The organism is Corynebacterium glyciniphilum AJ 3170, from assembly GCF_007673095.1.
Lineage (GTDB): Bacteria > Actinomycetota > Actinomycetes > Mycobacteriales > Mycobacteriaceae > Corynebacterium.
Genome location: NZ_VDYZ01000018.1, coordinates 24,269 through 44,272, shown reverse-complemented (window position 1 = coordinate 44,272; position 20,004 = coordinate 24,269). Strand labels below are relative to the sequence as shown.

Genomic DNA, 20,004 nt, shown 5'->3' with positions numbered 1-20,004 from the left:
TAGTCGCGGACCAGGACGATTCCGGGGCCACACCGACGTGTGGCCCGGCAGGCAGGGAAGGCAGGTGAGGAATCGTGAACAGTGACAGTTCCCCTGACAGACATTGCAGCCATTGCAGCCATTGCAGCGCGCCTTCCCTGCAGCACGGACGGTTGATCTGACCTGACCCGAGCCGTGTGCACGCGTGGGCGCGACACCCCGCCACCGCGTGAGAGACACACGGTAACCCGGTTAGGACCCAGCATGAACGCACAGCAGATCGTCGACGCGATCGATCTCACCGACACCGTCGGGGAGCTCGTGGAGACCAAGAACTTCACCGGCATCGTCGAAACCGTCACACCACTGTCCACTGAACAGGTCACGGCGCTCCTGGAGCGTCTGCCGATCGAACAGCGGGCCATCGTCTACCGGCTGTTGCCCAAGGACAACGCCATCGAGGTCTTTGAGCGGTTCTCGCCCGCCCTGCAGCGCGACCTGATCCAGGGGCTCAGGGACGGAGAGGTCGCCACGATCTTCAGCGACCTCGACCCGGACGACCGGGTGTGGCTGCTCGACGAACTCCCTGCCGCGCTGGCCCCGCGGCTGCTCCACGGGTTGTCCACGAAGGACCGGCAGCTGACCTCGGAGGTGCTCGGGTACCCGAAAGGATCCGTCGGTCGGCGGATGACCCCCGAGTACGTCTCCACCAGGGTCGACGCCACAGTGGGGGAGGCTCTTCAGCGAGTCCACGCCCAGCTCGATGACGCAGAGACGGTGTACACCCTCCCGGTGCTGGACGGCAGCCGGCACCTGACCGGTGTCGTCAGCCTCCGCGACCTGCTGCGTTCTGATCCTGAGGTCGGGATCTCGGAGATCATGCAGGACGTCAGCGCCATGACCGCATATGAGACGGCGGAGGCCGCGGCCCGTCGCTGCGCCGAACTCGGATTCCTCGCACTGCCGATCGTCGACCGGGAGGACCGCCTCGTCGGCATGCTCACCATCGACGATGCGGCACGGATCCTGGAACACGAGGAGACCGAGGACGCGGCACGTCAGGGCGGTGTGGAACCGTTGCGTCGTCCGTACCTCGCCACGCCGGTGCGTTCCCTGGTGAGCTCCCGCATCATCTGGCTGCTGGTGCTCGCCGTCGGCGCGACGCTGACCGTCCAGGTGCTGTCGGTGTTCGAGGCGACACTGGAGCAGGTCACGGTACTCGCCCTGTTCATGCCCCTGATGATCGGCACCGGTGGTAACACCGGCAACCAGGCGGCCACCACGGTGACCCGTGCACTGGCGTTGGGTGACGTGCGGCCCAGGGACGTGTGGAAGGTGCTGCTGCGCGAACTGGGTGTGGGGATGTCGCTGGGGGCACTGCTCGGGCTGCTCGGTGGTGTGGTCACCACCGTCATCTACGACCCCTCAGTGGGCCTGATCATCGGTCTGACTCTTCTGGCGGTCTGCACGATGGCCGCGACCATCGGCGGCATCATGCCGATGATCGCCCGTGCGCTCCGGGCGGACCCCGCGGTGTTCTCCAACCCGTTCATCAGCACTTTCGTCGACGCGGCAGGTCTGATCGTCTACTTCATGATCGCCCAGGCCGTCCTGCACCTCTGACGGGAGCAGAGACCGGAAGCAGGAGTGGGACCACCCGGACCAGGATCACCATGACCACCAGTTCGACCAGTGTCTGGGTGACCACCACCGACGGTGCCAGCGCATACCCCGCAGGCAGGGCGAGCACCAACGGCAGCACCACCAGAGAGTTCCGGGTCACCCCGGTGAACACCACCGCACGTCGTCCCGGTACATCCGTCCGCGCGCCACGTCCGGCGACCCATCCGACCGCCGTCATCACCACGGCGAACGCCACGTAGACGGGCACCACCCGGATCAGTGTCGACCACTGCCGGTTCACCTCGGCGATCTGCGACGCGACGACCACAGCGAGGGTGAGCATCATCAGCGGGACCATGGCCCCGCCCACCGTAGCCCGGATCCTACGGCCCGTCCGACCCGGGACGGTCTGGGTCAGTCCGGCGGCGCACAACGGCAGCAGGATCAGCACCACGAACGCTTCGATGAAGGGCGCGGCGTCGAACTCCGCGACCACGTCCTCCCCGAGGAAGACCCACAGGAAGACCGGGAGGAGGACCATCTGGGCCAGCATCAGTAGAGGGGCCGCGGCCAGCAACCTGTCGGCGGCCCCACCGGCCAGGCCGGTGAACACGATGACATAGTCGATGCACGGTGTGAGCAGGACGAACAACGCCCCGACCAGGAGGACGTCGTCACCGGCCACGGGCCTGGTCACCAGCCACGCCACCAGGGGTGCCAGTACGAAGTTCACCACGGCGACGGTGACCAGGAACCGCCTGTCCCGCAGCTTCGCCAGTGCACCCCGGAGCGGAATGCCCAGGAATGTCGCGTAGAGCAGCAGCGCCAGCACCGGGTTCACCGCGGATGCGAGACCTCTGTCCGCATGGGGGAGTGCGGTACCGACCGCGCCTCCGACCAGGAGAGCGCCGAGATACAGGGCAATCTGATGCCGCTCCATCCACACCACGAAGTTGTCCATTGCCGTCAGCGTAGCCGACCGTGGGAACAGCCCCCGCGATCCCCGTGAGCGCCCGTGATCCCCACAGTCACGTCCGCAGCGGCAACGGGGTGATCTCCACCACCACCCCGCCGCTACTGACCGTTCCGGCGGTGAGATCGACGACGACATCCGGCAGGCACCCGTCGTCCAGGTCACCGACGGTGTCGACCACCACCCGGCAGAGCTGCGGATGCCAGGCAGCTTCCCACCCGGCGATCGTCGAGGCCAGTATGACGTCCTCACCGACCACCCGTCCTGACGGCGGAATGGTCAGGGACACCGCCTCGGCGGCGGCGCCCCGCAACAGGGCCGTGGTGCCCGGTGGAAGGTACAGGACGACGGGCTCGCCGTAGGCGTCCGTTCCGACGACCCACCCCGGCAACGTGGTCACCTGCAGCGGATTCCGGGCATCCTCGGCGGACGTGCGGACGCGGGCTCCGACAGGCAGACCGTCCAGCCGTGACGCCAGCAGGCCACACCCTGTGGCCGCCCACCTCATCCGGTCGGCAACCTCCTCAGGCACCCCGACGAGGCAGAGGGTGGACAAGCGGAGCAGGGAGGCCATACCAGCGTAGGAGCGCTCCACCGTGGAGGTCGCCCGCGGTGCCGGGGCAGTTGCAGTCACCAGCGCATCAGCGCCCCCGCTCATACGCAGACCTTCGGCCAGACGGTGGCGTACAGGTTGGTCCAGCACCACCGGCACCACGGCGGCCACCACGGCGGCGGTGCCGTCCTGCGGGGCTCTCCACAGGCGCGGGTGCGGCACATGCACCCGGAACCACGCCAGCGGCTGGTCGCCCCCGTCACCATGCACCTGCCGGTGGTAGCGGCGCACGGTTGAGACCACCGCTGCACGCACAGACGTTCCCATGTTGTCCCCCTTGTTTCTTCGTCCACATCGTCCACATTGCCCCCGCGATCACCTCGCGATCTCCCACCGTCGACGGCAGGGTGAGGTATCATCCGCAAGCATAGGCACAGTGTGCCGGGGGAACAACAGGGGGACTCTCTATGAGGACTACAGGCCTGCAGGTGTCGGGCTACGCATTTCTGCTGCGCCGGACGGAACTGGCGCTGGTCACCGGTGACGCGCGCATGGCGCAGGATCCACTCCGCACCCAACGCCGGGCGACCGGCGTCGGCGTTCTGCTGACGCTGCTCGTCACCGGTGGGATGCTGCTGGTGGCGATGCTGCGACCGCAGCCCGCCATCGACGACGCGGGCCTCGTGGCCGATGAATCCGGCACACTGCACGTCCGGGTCGGCGAGGCTTTCCACCCGGTGACCAACGTCGCCTCGGGCCGGCTGCTGCTCGGGGCCGCCGATGACGTCACACGGTCGACCTCTGATCAGCTGGGGCACTTCGACACCGGGCCCGCACTCGGCATCCCGGATGCTCCGGGGCTGGTACCGGCCCCGGAGTCGTCCTGGGCCCGGTGCGCACACGGCGTTGTCGCGACATCCTCCCTACCGGATGCCGGAGCGGTGGTGCTGGATGCTCCGTCGGGGCTGTGGCTGGCCGTCGACGGCAGGAGACTCCTGCTGCCCGACGGGCCCGTCCTGGCCAGGGCCCTCGGGGCGACACCGGTACCCGTCACCGACGACGTCCTCGGTGTCCTGGACCGGGGTCCGGACGTGGCCCTGACATCGTTGCGGCACACGGTGCACGCCGGTGACCGCGTCTTTCTCACCGGAGAGGACGGTGTCGCGGAGGTCACCGGCGCACGGCGCACCATCGCCGAGGCACTTGCACCACCACCGGCCGACGACAACCTGCCCACCCTGCTGTCCCGGCCGGAAGTCACCGGCACTGCCGCCCTCGCCCACGTGCCCGTCGACCTGGAACTGGCGGATGGTGAGGAGCTGGAGGAGGTGTGCATCGGCGAGCACGTCGTGGCTGTCGCGGACCTGGAGACCACCGGCACCGGGGTGCCGACACCGGACGCCCATTTCGTCGGTCCGCGGGGAACCTCCACCGTGCTCACGGAACGAGGATTCATCCTGGTCAGTGAGACCGGTGTGCGGTATTCGGTGACTGCGGCAGAGGACCTCCATGTCCTCGGACTCCTCGGTGAGGATGAGGTGGCAGGTGAGCCGACCGCGGTGGCGTTCCGGGTGGTGGAGGCGCTGCCTGACGGAGGCGTGTTGTCAGAGGAGCGGGCGAGCCGGACCCTGGTGGGGATCGGCGGACAGTGATTGGCACTGAATGGCACTGAGTGGCACGAAGCGGAGGTCGACCGGCCCACACTCACCGGTCACGACGGGCCCGGTGAGCACTATCTGCGGAACCGCAGTATGACACCGGTGAGGAGGGCGATCACCACGGCCCCTGCGAGGAGAAGCGGAATGCGGAGATCGCGGGGAGGGGGGACGGGCCGCGACACGCTCACCTCCGTCGGGACCTCGTACCGGGTCGCCTGACGCCCTTCCGGTCCGCTCGCGTCGGCATCCGTGCCTGCATCCGTGCCCGCATCCATGGCGGCACCTACCGCGCGCACCGGGGAGACCACCGGAACCACCCCCTGGTCCGCGGTGGCGATCAGCAGTGAGCGGACCTGGGCCGCAGTGAACTCCGGACGTACCTGCCACACCAGGGCGGCAGCGCCGGCGACGACAGGGGCGGCGAAACTCGTCCCGGAGAACGGGGCCGGGTCACCGACGATGGTCCTGTTCTGCAGGTCTCCCGTGCTTTCGAGCACGGCGGAGACCGGTCCGCCGGGCGCGTGGAGGTCGACCCAACCGCCGGGAACGGAGTAGTCGGCGGGGCGGCGTCCGGCGTTGAGGTCGTCGGTGTGCCGGGCATCGATCCCACCGACGGTGAGTACTTCCGGGAGCGCCGCGGGATAGGGAACCTGCCCGTCCTGGCACTGTCCGGTGTTTCCCGCGGCGGCGACCGAGGAGCGGAGCTCGGCGGTGTCGTCACAGGCGATGACGGAGATGTTCACGATCCTGACCCCGTGGTCCGCGGCGGTGGTGCGGGCGCGGTCGAGTGCGGTGACCAGATCCGCGACCGTAGTGTCATGGTCGCCGTCCCCCTGACGGACCGACACGATCCGACTGGCGGGGGCGACGGTGCGTAGCGTGCCCGCGACGGCGGTACCGTGCAGCAGGCAACTGTCCCGGTCCCCGGGCCGGTCGGCGACAACGCCCGGTGCGGATACCCCGGTGTCGACAACCGCGACACCGATGTCGCGGCCGGTCGACAGGTCGTGGGGGAGTTCCACGTCCACGGGAACCGTGTCACCGAACACGGGGCGGTCGCAGCGGGGTCGGGACCCGGACGACGGGACCGGTACCGTCGAGAGCAACAGCATGGTGAGCAGCACTGCTCCGGCAGTACGTTTCCCCGGCACCTTCCGGTGCCCGGTCATCCGACACCCCTGACGACGTCGAAGACTCCTGTCGTCGTGATCAGCAGCGGTACACAGGCGGTGAAAGCAAGCGTCTCGAGGATGTCGAGGACGCGTCCGGCCAGGGGCGAGGTGACCCGTACAGCCGGGAGGGCGGCGGGAGTCAACGCCACCAGCATCCAGGGTGACGGAAGGTGGAGAGCGACCCAGAGCAGGAGCAGGGTGGCGGTCAGTGTCACGGTCACGGCATGGACCGGACGGGTGGCCCGGGCGGAGAGGCCTACCGCGGCGACGGCGAGCAGGGCCGCCTCCGTCCACCCCAGGGGCCACCCCGGGCCGAGCTCATGCCCCGGTGGCAGGAGCTGGACAGCGCCGGCGAGGATGACGATGCAGCAGGTCACCACGATCGCGGGGTGGAGCCGGAGCGCGCGGGTAGCTGCGGCTTCGGCTGATCCGGTGGGGCCAGTTCTGCCCCGCGCGGCGCGTGATCCGGTGGACGGACCGGAGGTGGCGGTGAAGAGACCGGTCGCCGGAATCCGGGGGAGCGCGATACCCGCCAGCCCGACGGCGAGCTGCCCGGAGAATGTCAGTGCGACGACGGCGAGCAGGGTCGTCAGCCCGGGAGCGACGTTGACGACAGCGGCCAGGGACAGCCCCACAGTCACGGTGCGGACGACACCACCGCGCCACACTGCCATGGCGGAGAGGACACAGGCAGTCAGGACGTTGACCTGCAGACCGAGGCCGAATCCGAGGACAGCGGCGACGCTGACGTACCGTCGGTCGGCCAGCGAGCCGGCGGCAGCTGCCAGTGTGGCGAGCAGCAGTGCGGCGATGACGGGCAGTGCTCCTGTGTGGTCCGTGCCCTCCAGGAGACCGCGTGCGGCGTCGCTGATGTCCAGCGGATGCCAGTGGATCTGTTCTCCGGCCTCCCACACCGGTGCCCAGGACACGGCACACACCACGGCGGCGACGAGGGCTGCGACCCAGACGGCGGGCGAGGTGGCCACCGGTGTAGTCAGGTGCCCGACATCGTCGACAGGTGGAGGAGGCAGCCCGTCCTTGTCGAGGGTGAGCCGTTCACCGGGGCGGACCGCACTGTCAGCGAGGGTGTGTTCGGGTCGCAGTACTCCGAGCGGGCCGGACAGCCGCCAGACCTCGCCGGGTACCGCGTCGACGAGGTGAGGAATCAGTTCGGCGACGGGCACGGTGTCGGCGATGGTCGCCTCGACGGTGCGGGCGTCCTCACTGTGTGGACGGACGGTGATGCTCACGGCGATCATGACGGGAGGTTCCCCCTGTGGTTGTACACCCCACGACCGGTCACGTCCCCCTGACGTGTCCCCGACGGTCGTGGTCGGATGCCTCGAGAGTGTACAGTCTGTTGTCGACAGCTGTCGCGCAGGGGGCGGGGCAGGGGGACGCGAGGGGAATTTCGCAGATGAAGTCACAGGCTCCACCGACACTGCCGAAGAATAAGCAGCCGTTCGTCCGGATCCTCATGCCGGTCGTCATGGTCGTCGCCGTGGTCGGCATGGTCGCGGCGATGGTGCTGTCGGGGATGGGGCGGTCGCCGATGGCGTTCATTTTCCCAAAGAGGGGATTACCCCTGATCGGTGTGGCAGGGGCGGTATGACGCAGCTCGGCAGCACCAGACACCATCACCCCAGTGTATGCCGGACGTCTGGGAAAAGTGCTGTGACGTGCACTTATAGCTTGTCATAGCACGCTAGGGGCGCTAAGCTGATTGGCAGATGTGCAGGGGTAGCGTCCTGCTTCGGAGAGCACTCAGCTTGTAGGGATCTCACAATCCCTTTAGGAGATACCCGAGGTCGGTCCACCTCATAGCGGCGTGCCGGGATGGCGCAATGCGGGGAGACGAAAACGGACGGTGGGATCACGCTCAGGGCGTGAGGACCACCTGTAAGGCGCTACAGCAGTCGGATACTGCGTGATGTGGGGTGGCAGCCGGACAGCTCGGGCACTGCGGTGCCCGCTGGCCGGAAGGGCGCAAGTGGGTAAGAATGAGGAATTGACGCTGCGGGAGGCGGTGTCGGAGCGGTATGGGGCACACAGCACTCTTCGCAAGCACATCGCTGAGGGAAATCTTGCCGCCTCGAAGAACGCCGAGGGGAAGATCGTCATGCGTCGGGAGGATCTTGACGCATGGAAGGAGTTGCGCGATACGCAGAGGGCCTGTGGCGGACAGGTTGACCCGCGCATCAAGGCACGTGCTCGGGTAATTGCGGCGGAAGCTCCGCGGCTGAGCGAAGCGGAGGCCAGGGCAGTTGCGACGATCTTGGTCAAGGGTGGTGCTGCAGCATGAGCACGTTGATGAGGTGGGAGAAGCCCACCTGGTACCGGCGGTGGCTGGTCGGCCTGGTGGCTGGTCTGCTGACCCTGGGGGCCGCCGGTGGCTCCTGGGCTCCGAAGGCGGAGGCTCAGCTGGGAGACATCTCCGTTGACATGATCCTCAAGGCATGTGGATCTGATGGCGATAAGCGTGAGGGCAACACTGCAGTCGGAGACTGTGTGAAGAATGCCTTGGGCGACATGCTCGACGTCGCTGACCTGGTGGAATGTATTGCCAAGCCGGACGAGGACGGAGGTGATGACGGCAACGACGACAGTGGCTCCGGCGATGACGGAGGTTCTACGGATGACAGCAAACTGCGGAAGTGCGCCGAGGAGTTCACTGGTGAGGATGAGGAGGACGAGGACGAGCAGCCTTCTCAGGAGCAGCCTGATGACTATTCGCTGTACCGGATGAACTCGGCGCTGGCGGCGTTCTACGCAAACAGCATGGTCCCTGGTGGTGGCGACGACAGTGACTCCGGCGATGGCTCCGGTGGCGGTGATGACGATGACTCAGACGACACCGGAGGCTCTGGCGGCGAAGATGGAGCAGCGGCACCGTCTGCCGGTCTCGACTCGTGGCGGTGCGTGCTGAACAGTCCGGCCATGGCCGGTGGTTTCGTAGCGAATCCGAATCAGGATTTCCTGGAGAACAAGAACTGGATTTTCGGTTCTGGCGATGCGAATAACGATGCAGTGTACCGGTACGACACCTTTGACCGGATGCAGGAAGGCGCTGGTCAGGTCGATCTGGGTGACCCCTGTGCCGTCGAGGGTGCACCGGACCAGGGTGTCGGTGCGTACTCGTATTACGGCGCGACTCTTGCTGGTACTGGTTTCGACTCCACGTCGGCTCGGGACTCGATGGAAACGGCGAAGAACAGTGTCATGGGTACCGGAATTTTGTTGGCATATGTTGCCGCTGGCGCTGTCGATGTCGTTTTCGACACTGTGGTGAATCTCCTCCAAACCCTGAACCCTTTCAGGTTGATTACCGACTGGGCGACGTCGAACAGTCGAAATGAAGAGGGCTTCCGTGAGGGCTACGATCCTGCGTTTACCGAGGGTATGCCGGGTGAAGCCGAAGGCACCGATGGAATGTTCGACGGCCTCAAGTCTTTCTTGGGCGACATGTACACCGGGTTTGTGAATTTGGGCTGGCTGGTTACGATCCCGATTTTCATCGGTATTTTCTTCTTTGGCGTGCTGATGTCGCGTCGGTACAACGCTGGCGATGGCTTCAAGAAGCTGGCTATCCGTATCGGCTTCCTGACCGTTGGTATTCCGCTGCTCGGTGTGTCCTACACCGGGGCACTGGAGTCGATGCAGGGTGCCTCTGGTGAGGCGGCCCAGGCGAACGCTTCCAAGGTCGTCGGCTCGACTTACGTGGATTTCGAGAAGTGGGTCGATTCTCGGCTGGCTCTGCCTACTGGAGTGGTCATGACCTGGGATAAGGACAACAACCGGCCCAGCGACACCACCCAGGCCGATGCTCGGGCGTCGGCACTTGAAGTCAACGCTCAGAACCACCCTGCTTTCGAGGACTTGGTGGACAAGTCCAGCACTTTCGATGAAAACTGGGGTGGTTCGGTCACGGGTGAGGACAAGATGGATGGGGCTGACAGTGCGTCAGCGTATTCGACGACTTTGTCCATGCTGAGCAGGTATATTTCTGGCGAGTCCGTGTCCTCTGCGTCGTACGAGTCCTCTGTGAAGGGTGCTTTGTCGCAGCTCGCGGAGGATGAGCCTCAGGCAGCGTCGGAGATTTTGGGTTGGGTCAGCGACTTCACCTCTGTGAGCGGCATCGAGGGTATGTCGGAGACCGATGTCGAGGAGATGAACAACCCGCTGCTGCAGGTCAACCCTGAATCTGCGATGCGGGGTCAGATCTGGGAGGCAGGTGACTTGTCTGATGATGCGGGCGCATCAGTGCAGTTCAAGGCACCCCGTGGCGCCGATGTCGGTGTCTGTACCCCGGACATGGTCGTCGGTGGCGATTGGACCGGTGATCCGGACCACGAATCCACGCTGTCGGATTGTGCGATGTCGCCGCTGGCGATGTACTCGTACCTCAACACGGATTTCGGGAACACGCAGGCCACGGCGTTTTCTCCGGCACAGTCGAACTCGGCCTGGACTCGTGAACAGCACTCGTCGGTGAACGCCATCGGGTCGGGCATGATGGCCTACCTCTACTGGTTCTCGGCCATGACACTGCTGGTGAGCTTCGCCATCATCGGCTTCATTTACGGCCTGGCACTGCTGTTCTCGTCGATCAAGCGTGGCATCCAGCTCATCGCTGCGATTCCGTTCGCGATGATCGGCCTGCTGCCGGGTATCGCCAAGGCGATCGTCTACACCATCGCGATGTTCCTCGAGATCTTCATGACGCTCTTCGTCTACAAGGTCGTCCAGGAATTCATGATGGTGGTGCCTAGTCTGATCGAGAAACCGCTGGTAGAGAATCTGAGTGATACGAACCCGGCGGCGGTCGGAGGTGTCATGGGTGCGCTCGTGCTCGGTGTGAAGAACCCGACGACCGTGGTCCTGGTCGTGACCGGGGTGGCGTCCATCGGCGTCATTTTGTTCACGGTCATGGCTGTGAAGTTGCGTTCGACGTTGACCCAGGCGATGGATGAGGGTGTCACCTCGATCATCAACAAGGTCATCGGTACTGGCGTCAGTGGTGGCGGAGAGCCGGGTGGCCTTGCTTCCGGTGCACGTCAGGGTGTCGCACGCGGCGCCAGCATGGCTGCTGCGCACCAGATCCTCTCGAAGGACGACAAGAAGAAGGACGACGACGGCACCGGCGGTACTCCAGATGCCGACGGTGACGGTGGTACCGGTGGTCCCGATGAGGGTCCCGGCGGCGGAGCTGCCGGCGGTGTCGGTGGTGCGGCCATGGCCGGTGGCCTGGGTGCTGACGGCGATGAAGCCGACGGTATGACCGAGGCGTCCTATGACGGCGGTGAAGTCCCGGGCGAACTGCAGGGCATGGATGCTGAGGGCACGATGCTGCCCGCCGGTGACTATGACGTGGACGCCGACGGCAACATCACTGATGCTGACGGCAACGCGATGGTCGACGCTGACGGTAATCAGGTCGGACTGAACGACGTGGCGAACGTGGATGCCGAGGGCAATATCACCGACGCCAACGGCAATCCGATGATTGGTCAGGATGGTTCTCCCATCAACGCGTCCGATGTCGGTGGCATCGACAAGCACGGCAACCTGACCGACTCTGATGGTGCTCCGCTGCTCGATCAGACCGGGATGCCGGTCAAGGCCGAGGGTGCACAGAACGCTGACATGCTCGGTGGTGCCGGTGACCAGGTCAACCAGGCCGCGTCGGCGGACTCCGACCAGATGGTCGCTGACCAGGTCGAGGCCCAGGGTGGACTGAGCGCTGACGGTGCTGCACCTGCCATGGTGGGTGCCGGTGTCGGTGCCGCGGCCATGTCCGGTGGTAACGGCCCCACGAACGTGGGCGGTACCAACGGTGGCGGAGATACCGGTGGTGTTGGTGGCGCGGTCAACCAGGTCGCGCAGAACGTCGGCAACAACGAGCAGGCCTCTCCGGGTGCTCAGGTGATCGGTCAGGCGGTCTCCGGCACCACCGGCGCCCACATGGGCGGCGCTCCGGTGGTGCCGCAGCAGATGAGCCTGGGTCAGGGTACGGCCCATCTGCGGGACCAGGCCATGGCTGCAGGGCGCGACAGTGCTCCGTACCAGCAGTTCGGTGGAGCACAGCAGGTGCCGCAGGCACAGGCTCCGGCGGCACCGGCGGCACAGCCGAATGTCCAGCAGGTGAGCAACAACGTGCCGACCGGTGGTGGCAATGACGGTCCCGGCTTCGGTCGGTATCTCGCTGCCGGTGCCGTCGGTGCCGGTGTGAACAAGGTCGCCGGTGGTGGACAGAGCAGGACGCAGCGCACGATCAGTGAGTCCATCAATGGCGGTCGTGGCGGTCAGGGTGCACAGGGCCAGCAGGGCAAGCCCGGGACTCAGGGCACCCAGCAGGGTATGCGCTCGGCTCGTCGCCGCCGGGGCCAGGCCACCGGTGGCATGGGTGTCGCGACCGGCATGATGATGGGGCAGAACAGCGCTCAGGGCCAGGGTGGCACCGGTGACGGTGCCCACCAGGTTCAGGGCCAGAACGACCCGCAGGGGCCGCAGGGGCCTCGGCAGCAGCCTCGCTCTGCTGATCCTCGGGATACGTGGGGAGGTGGTGACCAGGGCACGATGAACACATAGCTCGTCGGTGTTGAATGACCCCCGTACCGAATGTCGGTACGGGGGTTATTTTAGGTAGAAAATGGAACTCGCAAGGGGGGTGAATAGAAAAGAACCCCCGATGACGAGTCGGGGGTACTTCTCAGTGGATTTCCAGCGTTATGCCTCTGAGAGGCAATTCCGAGTGTACCACGGGAATGGCATTCACGGAAGCGCGAGTAGATTGAAACGTTGTGCTCATCTGTGTTACTCTGGGTAACACAATTCCACAAGATAGAGATCGAGTCGACGCCATTACGGCGGCAAGTGACGAAACACCACTAAGAGGGCACGGACAGTGCCCGACAGACTGACTCTTGATTCCCGACTCCGGCAGGGAGATGTCCTCCCATAAGGCTCGGTGGCACCCATGGTGTCCGATGAGGCGTGGCCCGCGTGCCACCGGAGATACACCGCCGGAAAGAAACGCAGACTCGGGCCGGAAACACTCGAACACGAGGAGTTTCCGTCATGCCCGATGTGGCCATGATCGAGCGTCGCTGCACGCTCACGACAAAAGATGCAGCTGAGTACCTGGGCGTGACGCCCGCGACCGTACGCACGTGGCGCCGACGTGGCACTGGACCGCGGGGGTACCGCGTACCCGGCGGCCACACCATTCTTTACCGCGTCGTCGACCTGGACGCGTGGGTCGACGGTCTGGAAGTTGTGGGAGGGGGTGTGTAGCGATGCTGGCACAGAAGAACCCCGGAGCGGCGAACTCCGGGGTCAAAGAAGAAGTCTGCGGCGATTCCTTCGATATTGAGCGTACCACACTCAATGTTCGTAGCGGAAGTCATGCCGCGCTGAACCGCCCCGCCATCCCCGTCGCCCCCGCCGGCGAGGTGACCGTCAAGACTTTTCCGACACCTACCGTGGAAAATCCTAACGCGTGCGCGGTGAGACCCTGTATTCAATGCGGCTCGTTTCCGCAGGTCAGGGTACGTTTCACCGGCTTGTCGCCCACCGGTGTGACCAGCAGTAAGGCTGCCGCAGATTGGACCGCATATTGGGCGCAGATTGACGCATATTGGGCCGCAGGTAGGGGTCTCAGAGCGCAGATTGGCGGTGGTCGCCGTGGCTGAGACGAAGGCCAAGAAGTCCACCAAGGCCACAACGGGTGGCAGCGCGAAGAAGAAGGCATCAGGGGAGGTGAAGGTCTCCCGTGTCTTCATCGAAGAGCAGCCGTTGCCACGCTGGTGGGACTGGACAAAGCAGGAGCTGTCGGCGCTGCCGAAGGGTCCGGGTGCGGTCCTCGACGTCATCAACGAGCGGCTGACGGTGGAAGGCATCACGCTCAGGACGGCATACGGTGTCCGGCACGATCAGGACGTGCATCAGGTGTGGTCAGAGGCGCAGGGGATGTACATCGAGAAGCCGAAAACCGAGCACGACCACCTCGCACTGGAGATCGACCCACCGCAGACAGTCAAGAAGCTCGCCGGGATCATCGGTATGGACCCGGAGTTCATGAGGCCGCTGAAGAAGGGCGGTTCGCCGGTCACGACCAATGCCGGTGGGAGGGTGCCGTATGGCTGGGACGCCATGTTGGGCTACCTGATCCACGAGACGGACCGGGACAAGTATCGCTACTCTCCGTCCGAGGTTGTCACATACCGCGGTGCCGACTACCGGGAGATCCACGCCGAGCGGTACCGGCAGTGGCGTGAACGCGGGGCTGCCAAGCAGGTTGCCAGCACTCTGCCCACGGCGTTTTACCTCGCGGAACTCGCCCGTACCGGCAAGGTCACGAAGGCGCAGATCATGGCGACTGACTGGATGTGGAATGCGTACAGTATCCACACCAACGAGAAGTCGGACGCGTCCAAGATGGTCGATGATGCGTTCATGATGTATGGCGAGCGTCAGGGATACCTGGCGGCGGCGGCGCTGAAGCGCGGGGATTTCCGCACGTCAGTGGTCTATGTTCACGGTATCAACGGTACTGGGAAGAGCTACGCGGCCGAGCAGTTCTGTGATCAGCTTGTGACTCTGTCTGAGCAGGCCACGGGCAAAGCCTGGCAGGTCTACAACCCGGCGGCGAAGAATGTGTTCGACACCTACATGGGTCAGGAGATTTTCTTCCTTGACGAGGCACGTGTGGACTCGATGACCTCGGGTGAATGGCTGATGCTGATGGACCCGGACCGAGCGAGTCAGCAGGCTGCGCGGTACAGGAACAAGGAGCGGATCGCTCCCCGGGTCATCGTCATCACGAACACCACGCCGCCGTTGGAGTTCTTCTTCTACGCTCAGAAGAAGGGCGAGATCGACGAGGCGATGGGTCAGTTCATCCGTCGTCTGACCAGGGTCGTTGAGGTACACCGGGACAACCCGGAGACTCAGGAGGAGTCGTGGCGGTACTCGGTGTCGTCCGTGGAGCACACCGATCCGTACACTCACCGGCTGATGACCAGGCGGGGTGTTGCGTCGTTCGAGCTGAACCGGACGTTTGTCGACGAGGGTGAATACACCGCAGATGCGCTGCACCCGGTGCTGGCGCAGGTTGTGGACGAGCGGTGCCACGACATCGACCTGACCACCACTCCGGGCTGGGACATCGGTGTGCGGGCTGCTGAGGCCGAACTGGCGGCCTACCGGACCCATCGTGCGTCTGAGGGGCCTGTGGCGCCCCTGGAGGCCGAACTGGACGGTATCAGCGACCAGCTTGCCGAGCTGGAGAAGCGCACCCGTGAGCTGGACGAGGAGTTGGTATACGTCCGGGAGGCCGCTGGTGACTTCGGGGAAGCGGAGTTCACCGATGCTGTACTCGCTCGGGCACGGCGTGACCAGATGGAGGCACGCGCTGGCATGAAATCCTGGCGCCGGGAGCTGGGTAGCCGTGCTGCTGGCCTTCTGCGCCGTCGTGCTGAACTGGTGAGGTTGGACAGTCGTGCGTCGATCCTCTCGGAGATCCGGTATCTCGCGGACGTCACTGAGAATCTGGACCTTGACTCGGTGGGTGACTGGTATTCGGACCAGCGTCTGGCTGATCTGGGTGCGCGGTGGCAGGCAATGACCACAGTATCCGCAGAAACCATCGATACGGTTATCCGTGACGTGGATGAGCTGAATAAGCTGGGTGCTCGCCTGAATGAGTTCAGTACTGAACTCCGGAATATTCGTCGCGCCTGTGTGGCTGCCGGGCGTATCCCTCCGAGTGCACCGGTTAAGCCCACAGGGATTTGGCGGATCGGTGACTTTCCGGTCAGTAATGACAGTCAGCCCGGGATCGTTTACGACTACCCGGAAGCTGATGCACGTCGCGAGGCCGAGCAGGTCGAAAAGGGCGAACGTCTCCGCGTGATTCTCTCAGGCGGGGCCGCATGATCCTTTGACCCTTGACGCCTATTGCGGGCCGTAAGGCCCGCACATATACAGGTGGGCCGTAAGGCCCACATGGTTAATAGGTATATCCGGGGCCGTAAGGCCCCGGTCATCCATGTAGTCCGCAGGCTCAGGGTGTAAGTGTCATGGCCCCGGGCGTCGGTGGTGATGTGTCTGTCAGGAGCCACTGTATGTGGCTCATAAGTCGCTCCTGCAGTGTCCGTTAAGTGCGGGAGCAGATAGCAGACACTGGAGATGTCTGGTAACTGGCTCGTAAGTCACATGAACGGTGGTGACGAACCGTAGTGGCTGGTAACGGCCACCAGTAGTGTCCCGTATCTGTCTCGTAGGAGACAGATCGCACGGTCGGCAGTTACGGGGCGCGGTAAGTGGCTGTTGCGGTGTCCGCTATCTGGCTGCTAAGTCGCACTAGCGACATCCAGCGCTTAAGCGACACCAGTAGTGTCGGGTATCTGCCACCTGCGCTGTTCCGCAACTGTCCCGTAAGGGACAGTAGCGGCTGATGTGTAGTGGCGGAGGTCAGGCATCGGCGTGACCTTGGGAGGGGGTCGGGGCGGATGCGCGGGTGTCTGTGACACCCGCTGTGGCGGTGTCGGTGAGCCGGCGCTGTCGGTCCCGTGGTGGTGTCCATGGCGGTCTCAGTCGGCGTCCTGGGCACCGTCCTGGACGGGTGTCGGATGTGGTGTCGGTGGTGTGGATCGGTGGACAGATCTCTGCCCGATGACCCCTCCAACATGACTGTCGGATCTGGGTGTGTTGGGGCTGCAGAGGAGGTGTATTCACTGCGTCAGATGGCCGGAGTGGGTGAATTAGCCTATGGGCTTCTGACCTGCGTGTTCAGAAGTGATGAATTCACCCTCGGCGGCTGTTTCGAGGCGACCTCCGGGTGATGAATTCACCCCGTGGTGTCATGCTGGTGGGTGTATAGCCTGCGTCAGGTCGGCAGATGGGGTGTATACGGGTTTGAGCTTCTGACCAGCACTTTTCAAAGTGATGCATACGCGGTCAGAGGATTTCAGTGTGCGGAAATGAGGGGGTGTATACACCCGTTTTCGCAGGTCGGCGTCACCTTTGCGGCTTGGGGGCTGAGGCTTGCCGATTGCCACCGAGATAGAATAAGGGAGTGTGACGCAGGTGCTTCGTATTAGGCACTTATGCTTTGCCGGAGGGTGGCGCTGACCGTGAGGTCAGTGACCCCCGGAGGTGGGGGGCTGGACTGTGGCGGTAACGGCGCTGGTCAGACCGAGGTTTTGTTCTTTCTAGAGATGGGAGGGTGCTCGGCGTGAGCCGAGTGCCCGCCCATCGACGAGCTCCCGGCAGGGCCCCGGCGAATCCGACGAAGGAGGATTCGCTTTACGGGGCTAAAAGAGAATCTGGTAGCCTGGGTGCTACATCTTGTGGGCAGCGAAGCAGGGCCCCACAAGATGTGGCAGGGGGCCCCGGGCTACCAGATTCTCTTCGTGGTGGTGGAGTAGCGAGGGCCAGGGTCCCCTGCTAGTCCACCACCACGGTGGTCGGTGTTGGCAGTGTCACGGAGGAGGGCCAGGGACCCCTCTCCGTGACACTGTCGGCAGCGGCCACGCAACGGCGGCAGTGCCGCCGGAGAGGGGTCAGCATGGCAACCACGGTTCGGACCGCGTCGCGGTCCGGGATCAACATTCGACACTTGCAGTCGGGCGCCCACGGCGAACCCGCGAAGCGTACGTCAAAGACCCAGCCCGACCGCCGCCGGTTGCTCCAGGAGTGCCTGCGGCACCTGGACGACGAGTGGATGGCCAAGCAGGTGTCACGGAATGAGAGCATTGTCGAGGCGGACTCCCACCTCAACTACGGCAAGATGAATGATGGTGACGGCGGCTGGGTCGGTATCGACCAGGCGGCAAAGGTCGAAGATGTCATCGAGTACGGCGATGGCCGTATCGGAAACGTCTACCGGAAGATGTCGGTGAAATCGTTTGAGACGACGACGATGGTGTCGTTCCTGCCGAAGAGCCTCTGCGAAAAGGTACCGGATTACTACCCGGTGAAGCGGAAGAACTCTGACGGTACCGAAAGGGTCGTCGGCCACCGCCCACGATGGGTCGTCAAGGACATGGACGCGGCGAAGCAGTATTTTGACGATCTGATCGAGTACCTGGAAACGGAAGTCCTGACCGGCGGTCACGATGCCATCAGCGGATTCGCCGTAAATTTCGATGAGAGTATTCCGCATATTCACATTATGTGTGACACTTTTGCCCCAAGCCCTAAGTACGAGAACTATTTGCGGGTCGAAGCCCAGCAGATGTGGGGTCAGCATGCGGACGTGACGGTCGAACGCGAGGATCCGGATACTGGCGAGGTCAAGAACGTCCAGATCACCGGGCGCACTAAAATGCGGGCCTACCAGGCGAACCTCCGGTCGTTCATGCTGGAACGTGGGTACGACATCGAGGAGGAACCGGACCCGGTCCGTTCGATGTTGGGAGATCCCAAGGACGAGTATGCGGAAGCGCAGGCGATGACCCTCGAGGCCGAGACGTTGGGCGAAGAGGCCGAGTCGTTGATGGTGGAGGCTGCTCAGTCGACCGAGGACACGCAGATGCTGGCGGACCTGGCTGCGGCCGAGTTCCGGAAGGCACGGCGGACGACGGAGCAGCTGACGGAGGATTGGGAGAACACCGAGAGGCCGAAGATCGAACAGGAGGTCCGCGACAAGGTCACCACTGAGGCTCGGGCCGAGTGGGAGTCTGAGAAGGCGGCCCTGGTCGAGAAGGTCAATGGTGAGATCAACAAGACCATGATCCCGCGGGCCATCGAAGTCGGTAAGTCCGAGGGACGGACTCAGGGTCGGGCCGAGGCTAAGGCCGAGTTCGACTCGACTGAGGCACCGGCACTCCGCCAGAAGGTCCGTGAGGAGACTGAGCAGGCTGTCAGGGCGGAGCTTCAGCCGGACATGGACAAGGCCGCCGCGGACCGTCAGGAGGCCGCTACAGCCCTGGCACAGGCCCAGGCGCGGCAGCAGGCCCTGGACCGCCGGGAAGCAAAGCTCGACGAGGACAGGGACGAGCTTGAAGCTGAGAAGCGCACTCTCCGGTCGACGGTTGCCGAGGTCAACGAGATGCACGGTGATGCGGAGGTGGCGGTGAAGGAAGTCCTGACATTGCGTAAGGCGATGGCGCCGACGGATCGCCAGACATTCGACAAGGCCACCAGTAGTCGGTTGAAGTCGACGGTCGCCCAGCAGAAGCTCCGTCGGGATCAGTTGGCACGGTTCCAGGGCGACAACGGCCCCGATACCGGGGAAGGTGTCACACGGCGCCGTCCTGGACCCGAGATGGGCCGCTGAGGCTCAAAAAAGAACCCCGGTCACCGAGGTGGTGGTGACCGGGGTTCTGGTGTCAGGGGCGGGTGTCAGAGGTCGACGCGCCAGCCGTCGACCTCCTGGGAGGGGGTGTCGTCGACGTCAACGCTGACGACCATCGTGTCAGCGTCGGCAGCGTCGGCGCAGATTCCCTGTGTCACGGTCCGGGCAGCCGTGTCGAACATGCTGTCACCGTCCGAGTCGCCTGAGGCGCCAGCATCGACCACGGTGGTGTCCACCTCCGGCTGGTCCAGGACACCGTCGTGAGCCATTCCCGCACTGATGTGTGCCAGTGGGGAACCGGAGTCGGTGTATAGCTGCGTCAATGTGGCGTTGTCCTGGTCCTGGTTCAGGTTGTCGTCGGTCTGCTCGTCCGGTGGGGCCACCAGCGTCCAGATGACGTCGACACACTGTCCGGCATCACCGGTACGGGAATTGTCCACAGTGAGCGAGTAAACGGCGTCATCAAAATCGTTGCTGACCTCGATGGACTCACCAGGTGACAGCAGCGAGAGGTCATCGAGATTGTCACCGGTCGGTGTCGAAGCATTCGCGGTGGTCTCGGCGGCGGTCTGGTCGGTGGTGCTCGTGTCCTCGGCGTCGTCACTGCCGCAGGCCACCAGCGCGAAGCCAGTAGTCGCGGCCAGCACGGCGGCGCACAGGCGCGTGGTAGTGCGGGTCATGGTGGAACCTTTCAAAATCAGTAATATGAGTTATTGGTTCAATTATAGCGCATGAATACCATTCAT

Annotated in this window: 14 protein-coding genes; 9 read left to right on the top strand and 5 right to left on the bottom strand. The window is 64.4% G+C overall.

The genetic code is table 11. The annotated features are described in order from the left end of the window. The first annotated feature begins 243 nt into the window (after positions 1 to 243). The gene (gene mgtE / locus FS507_RS14830; RefSeq protein WP_145943556.1) at positions 244 to 1,602 is read left to right on the top strand and encodes a magnesium transporter; all 1,359 of its coding nucleotides are present in this window, start codon (positions 244 to 246) and stop codon (positions 1,600 to 1,602) included. On the opposite strand, the gene FS507_RS14825 is transcribed toward mgtE, so the two are convergent. Together FS507_RS14825 and FS507_RS14820 are read right to left on the bottom strand one after the other, a co-directional pair. Continuing rightward, complete coding sequence (locus FS507_RS14825; RefSeq protein WP_145943555.1) at positions 1,571 to 2,563, bottom strand: arsenic resistance protein; 993 nt, start codon at positions 2,561 to 2,563, stop codon at positions 1,571 to 1,573. The genes mgtE and FS507_RS14825 overlap by 32 nt on opposite strands. 67 nt (positions 2,564 to 2,630) lie before the next feature. Continuing rightward, positions 2,631 to 3,455 (bottom strand): hypothetical protein, encoded by an 825-nt coding sequence (locus FS507_RS14820; protein ID WP_145943554.1) that lies wholly within the window; start codon positions 3,453 to 3,455, stop codon positions 2,631 to 2,633. 140 nt (positions 3,456 to 3,595) lie between these two features. Between FS507_RS14820 and eccB the strand changes: the two genes are divergently transcribed. Then, complete coding sequence (gene eccB / locus FS507_RS14815; protein ID WP_145943553.1) at positions 3,596 to 4,780, top strand: type VII secretion protein EccB; 1,185 nt, start codon at positions 3,596 to 3,598, stop codon at positions 4,778 to 4,780. Positions 4,781 to 4,860: 80 nt separating this feature from the next. Here eccB and FS507_RS14810 read toward each other — a convergent pair whose 3' ends face one another. Beyond that, positions 4,861 to 5,955: a S8 family serine peptidase gene (locus tag FS507_RS14810; protein WP_145943552.1), complete on the bottom strand. Its 1,095-nt coding sequence runs from the start codon at positions 5,953 to 5,955 to the stop codon at positions 4,861 to 4,863. Then, a complete protein-coding gene (locus tag FS507_RS14805; RefSeq protein ID WP_145943551.1) occupies positions 5,952 to 7,217 on the bottom strand; it encodes a hypothetical protein in 1,266 nt (421 codons plus the stop codon). The genes FS507_RS14810 and FS507_RS14805 overlap by 4 nt, the downstream gene beginning before the upstream one ends. Before the next feature lie 158 nt (positions 7,218 to 7,375). Between FS507_RS14805 and FS507_RS14800 the strand changes: the two genes are divergently transcribed. The 7 genes from FS507_RS14800 to FS507_RS14775 all read left to right on the top strand — a co-directional run bounded on the left by FS507_RS14800 (position 7,376) and on the right by FS507_RS14775 (position 19,240). After that, entirely contained in the window at positions 7,376 to 7,570 is a 195-nt protein-coding gene (locus FS507_RS14800; protein WP_145943550.1) for a hypothetical protein, read from the top strand. 378 nt (positions 7,571 to 7,948) lie between these two features. Then, positions 7,949 to 8,260 (top strand): hypothetical protein, encoded by a 312-nt coding sequence (locus FS507_RS14795; protein WP_145943549.1) that lies wholly within the window; start codon positions 7,949 to 7,951, stop codon positions 8,258 to 8,260. Beyond that, positions 8,257 to 12,546 (top strand): hypothetical protein, encoded by a 4,290-nt coding sequence (locus tag FS507_RS14790; protein ID WP_145943548.1) that lies wholly within the window; start codon positions 8,257 to 8,259, stop codon positions 12,544 to 12,546. Before FS507_RS14795 ends, FS507_RS14790 begins: the two co-directional genes overlap by 4 nt. Before the next feature lie 489 nt (positions 12,547 to 13,035). Continuing rightward, entirely contained in the window at positions 13,036 to 13,251 is a 216-nt protein-coding gene (locus FS507_RS14785; RefSeq protein WP_222121441.1) for a helix-turn-helix transcriptional regulator, read from the top strand. Between the two features lie 2 nt (positions 13,252 to 13,253). After that, positions 13,254 to 13,649 carry a hypothetical protein gene (locus FS507_RS17690; protein ID WP_186314713.1) on the top strand — a complete coding sequence of 132 codons (396 nt, stop codon included), beginning with the start codon at positions 13,254 to 13,256 and terminating at the stop codon, positions 13,647 to 13,649. After that, positions 13,642 to 15,894 carry a Rep family protein gene (locus FS507_RS14780; protein WP_145943547.1) on the top strand — a complete coding sequence of 751 codons (2,253 nt, stop codon included), beginning with the start codon at positions 13,642 to 13,644 and terminating at the stop codon, positions 15,892 to 15,894. Before FS507_RS17690 ends, FS507_RS14780 begins: the two co-directional genes overlap by 8 nt. A gap of 1,633 nt (positions 15,895 to 17,527) precedes the next feature. Further along, entirely contained in the window at positions 17,528 to 19,240 is a 1,713-nt protein-coding gene (locus FS507_RS14775) for a hypothetical protein (protein ID WP_145943546.1), read from the top strand. A 65-nt stretch (positions 19,241 to 19,305) separates the two neighbouring features. On the opposite strand, the gene FS507_RS14770 is transcribed toward FS507_RS14775, so the two are convergent. Continuing rightward, complete coding sequence (locus FS507_RS14770) at positions 19,306 to 19,938, bottom strand: hypothetical protein (protein WP_145943545.1); 633 nt, start codon at positions 19,936 to 19,938, stop codon at positions 19,306 to 19,308. Positions 19,939 to 20,004 lie beyond the last annotated feature (66 nt).

Coding starts and splice junctions, on each gene's coding strand:
- mgtE (WP_145943556.1), top strand. CDS start 244: ATGAACGCACAGCAGATCGTCGACGCGATCGATCTCACCGACACCGTC.
- FS507_RS14825 (WP_145943555.1), bottom strand. CDS start 2,563: ATGGACAACTTCGTGGTGTGGATGGAGCGGCATCAGATTGCCCTGTAT.
- FS507_RS14820 (WP_145943554.1), bottom strand. CDS start 3,455: ATGGGAACGTCTGTGCGTGCAGCGGTGGTCTCAACCGTGCGCCGCTAC.
- eccB (WP_145943553.1), top strand. CDS start 3,596: ATGAGGACTACAGGCCTGCAGGTGTCGGGCTACGCATTTCTGCTGCGC.
- FS507_RS14810 (WP_145943552.1), bottom strand. CDS start 5,955: ATGACCGGGCACCGGAAGGTGCCGGGGAAACGTACTGCCGGAGCAGTG.
- FS507_RS14805 (WP_145943551.1), bottom strand. CDS start 7,217: ATGATCGCCGTGAGCATCACCGTCCGTCCACACAGTGAGGACGCCCGC.
- FS507_RS14800 (WP_145943550.1), top strand. CDS start 7,376: ATGAAGTCACAGGCTCCACCGACACTGCCGAAGAATAAGCAGCCGTTC.
- FS507_RS14790 (WP_145943548.1), top strand. CDS start 8,257: ATGAGCACGTTGATGAGGTGGGAGAAGCCCACCTGGTACCGGCGGTGG.
- FS507_RS14785 (WP_222121441.1), top strand. CDS start 13,036: ATGCCCGATGTGGCCATGATCGAGCGTCGCTGCACGCTCACGACAAAA.
- FS507_RS17690 (WP_186314713.1), top strand. CDS start 13,254: ATGCTGGCACAGAAGAACCCCGGAGCGGCGAACTCCGGGGTCAAAGAA.
- FS507_RS14775 (WP_145943546.1), top strand. CDS start 17,528: ATGGCAACCACGGTTCGGACCGCGTCGCGGTCCGGGATCAACATTCGA.
- FS507_RS14770 (WP_145943545.1), bottom strand. CDS start 19,938: ATGACCCGCACTACCACGCGCCTGTGCGCCGCCGTGCTGGCCGCGACT.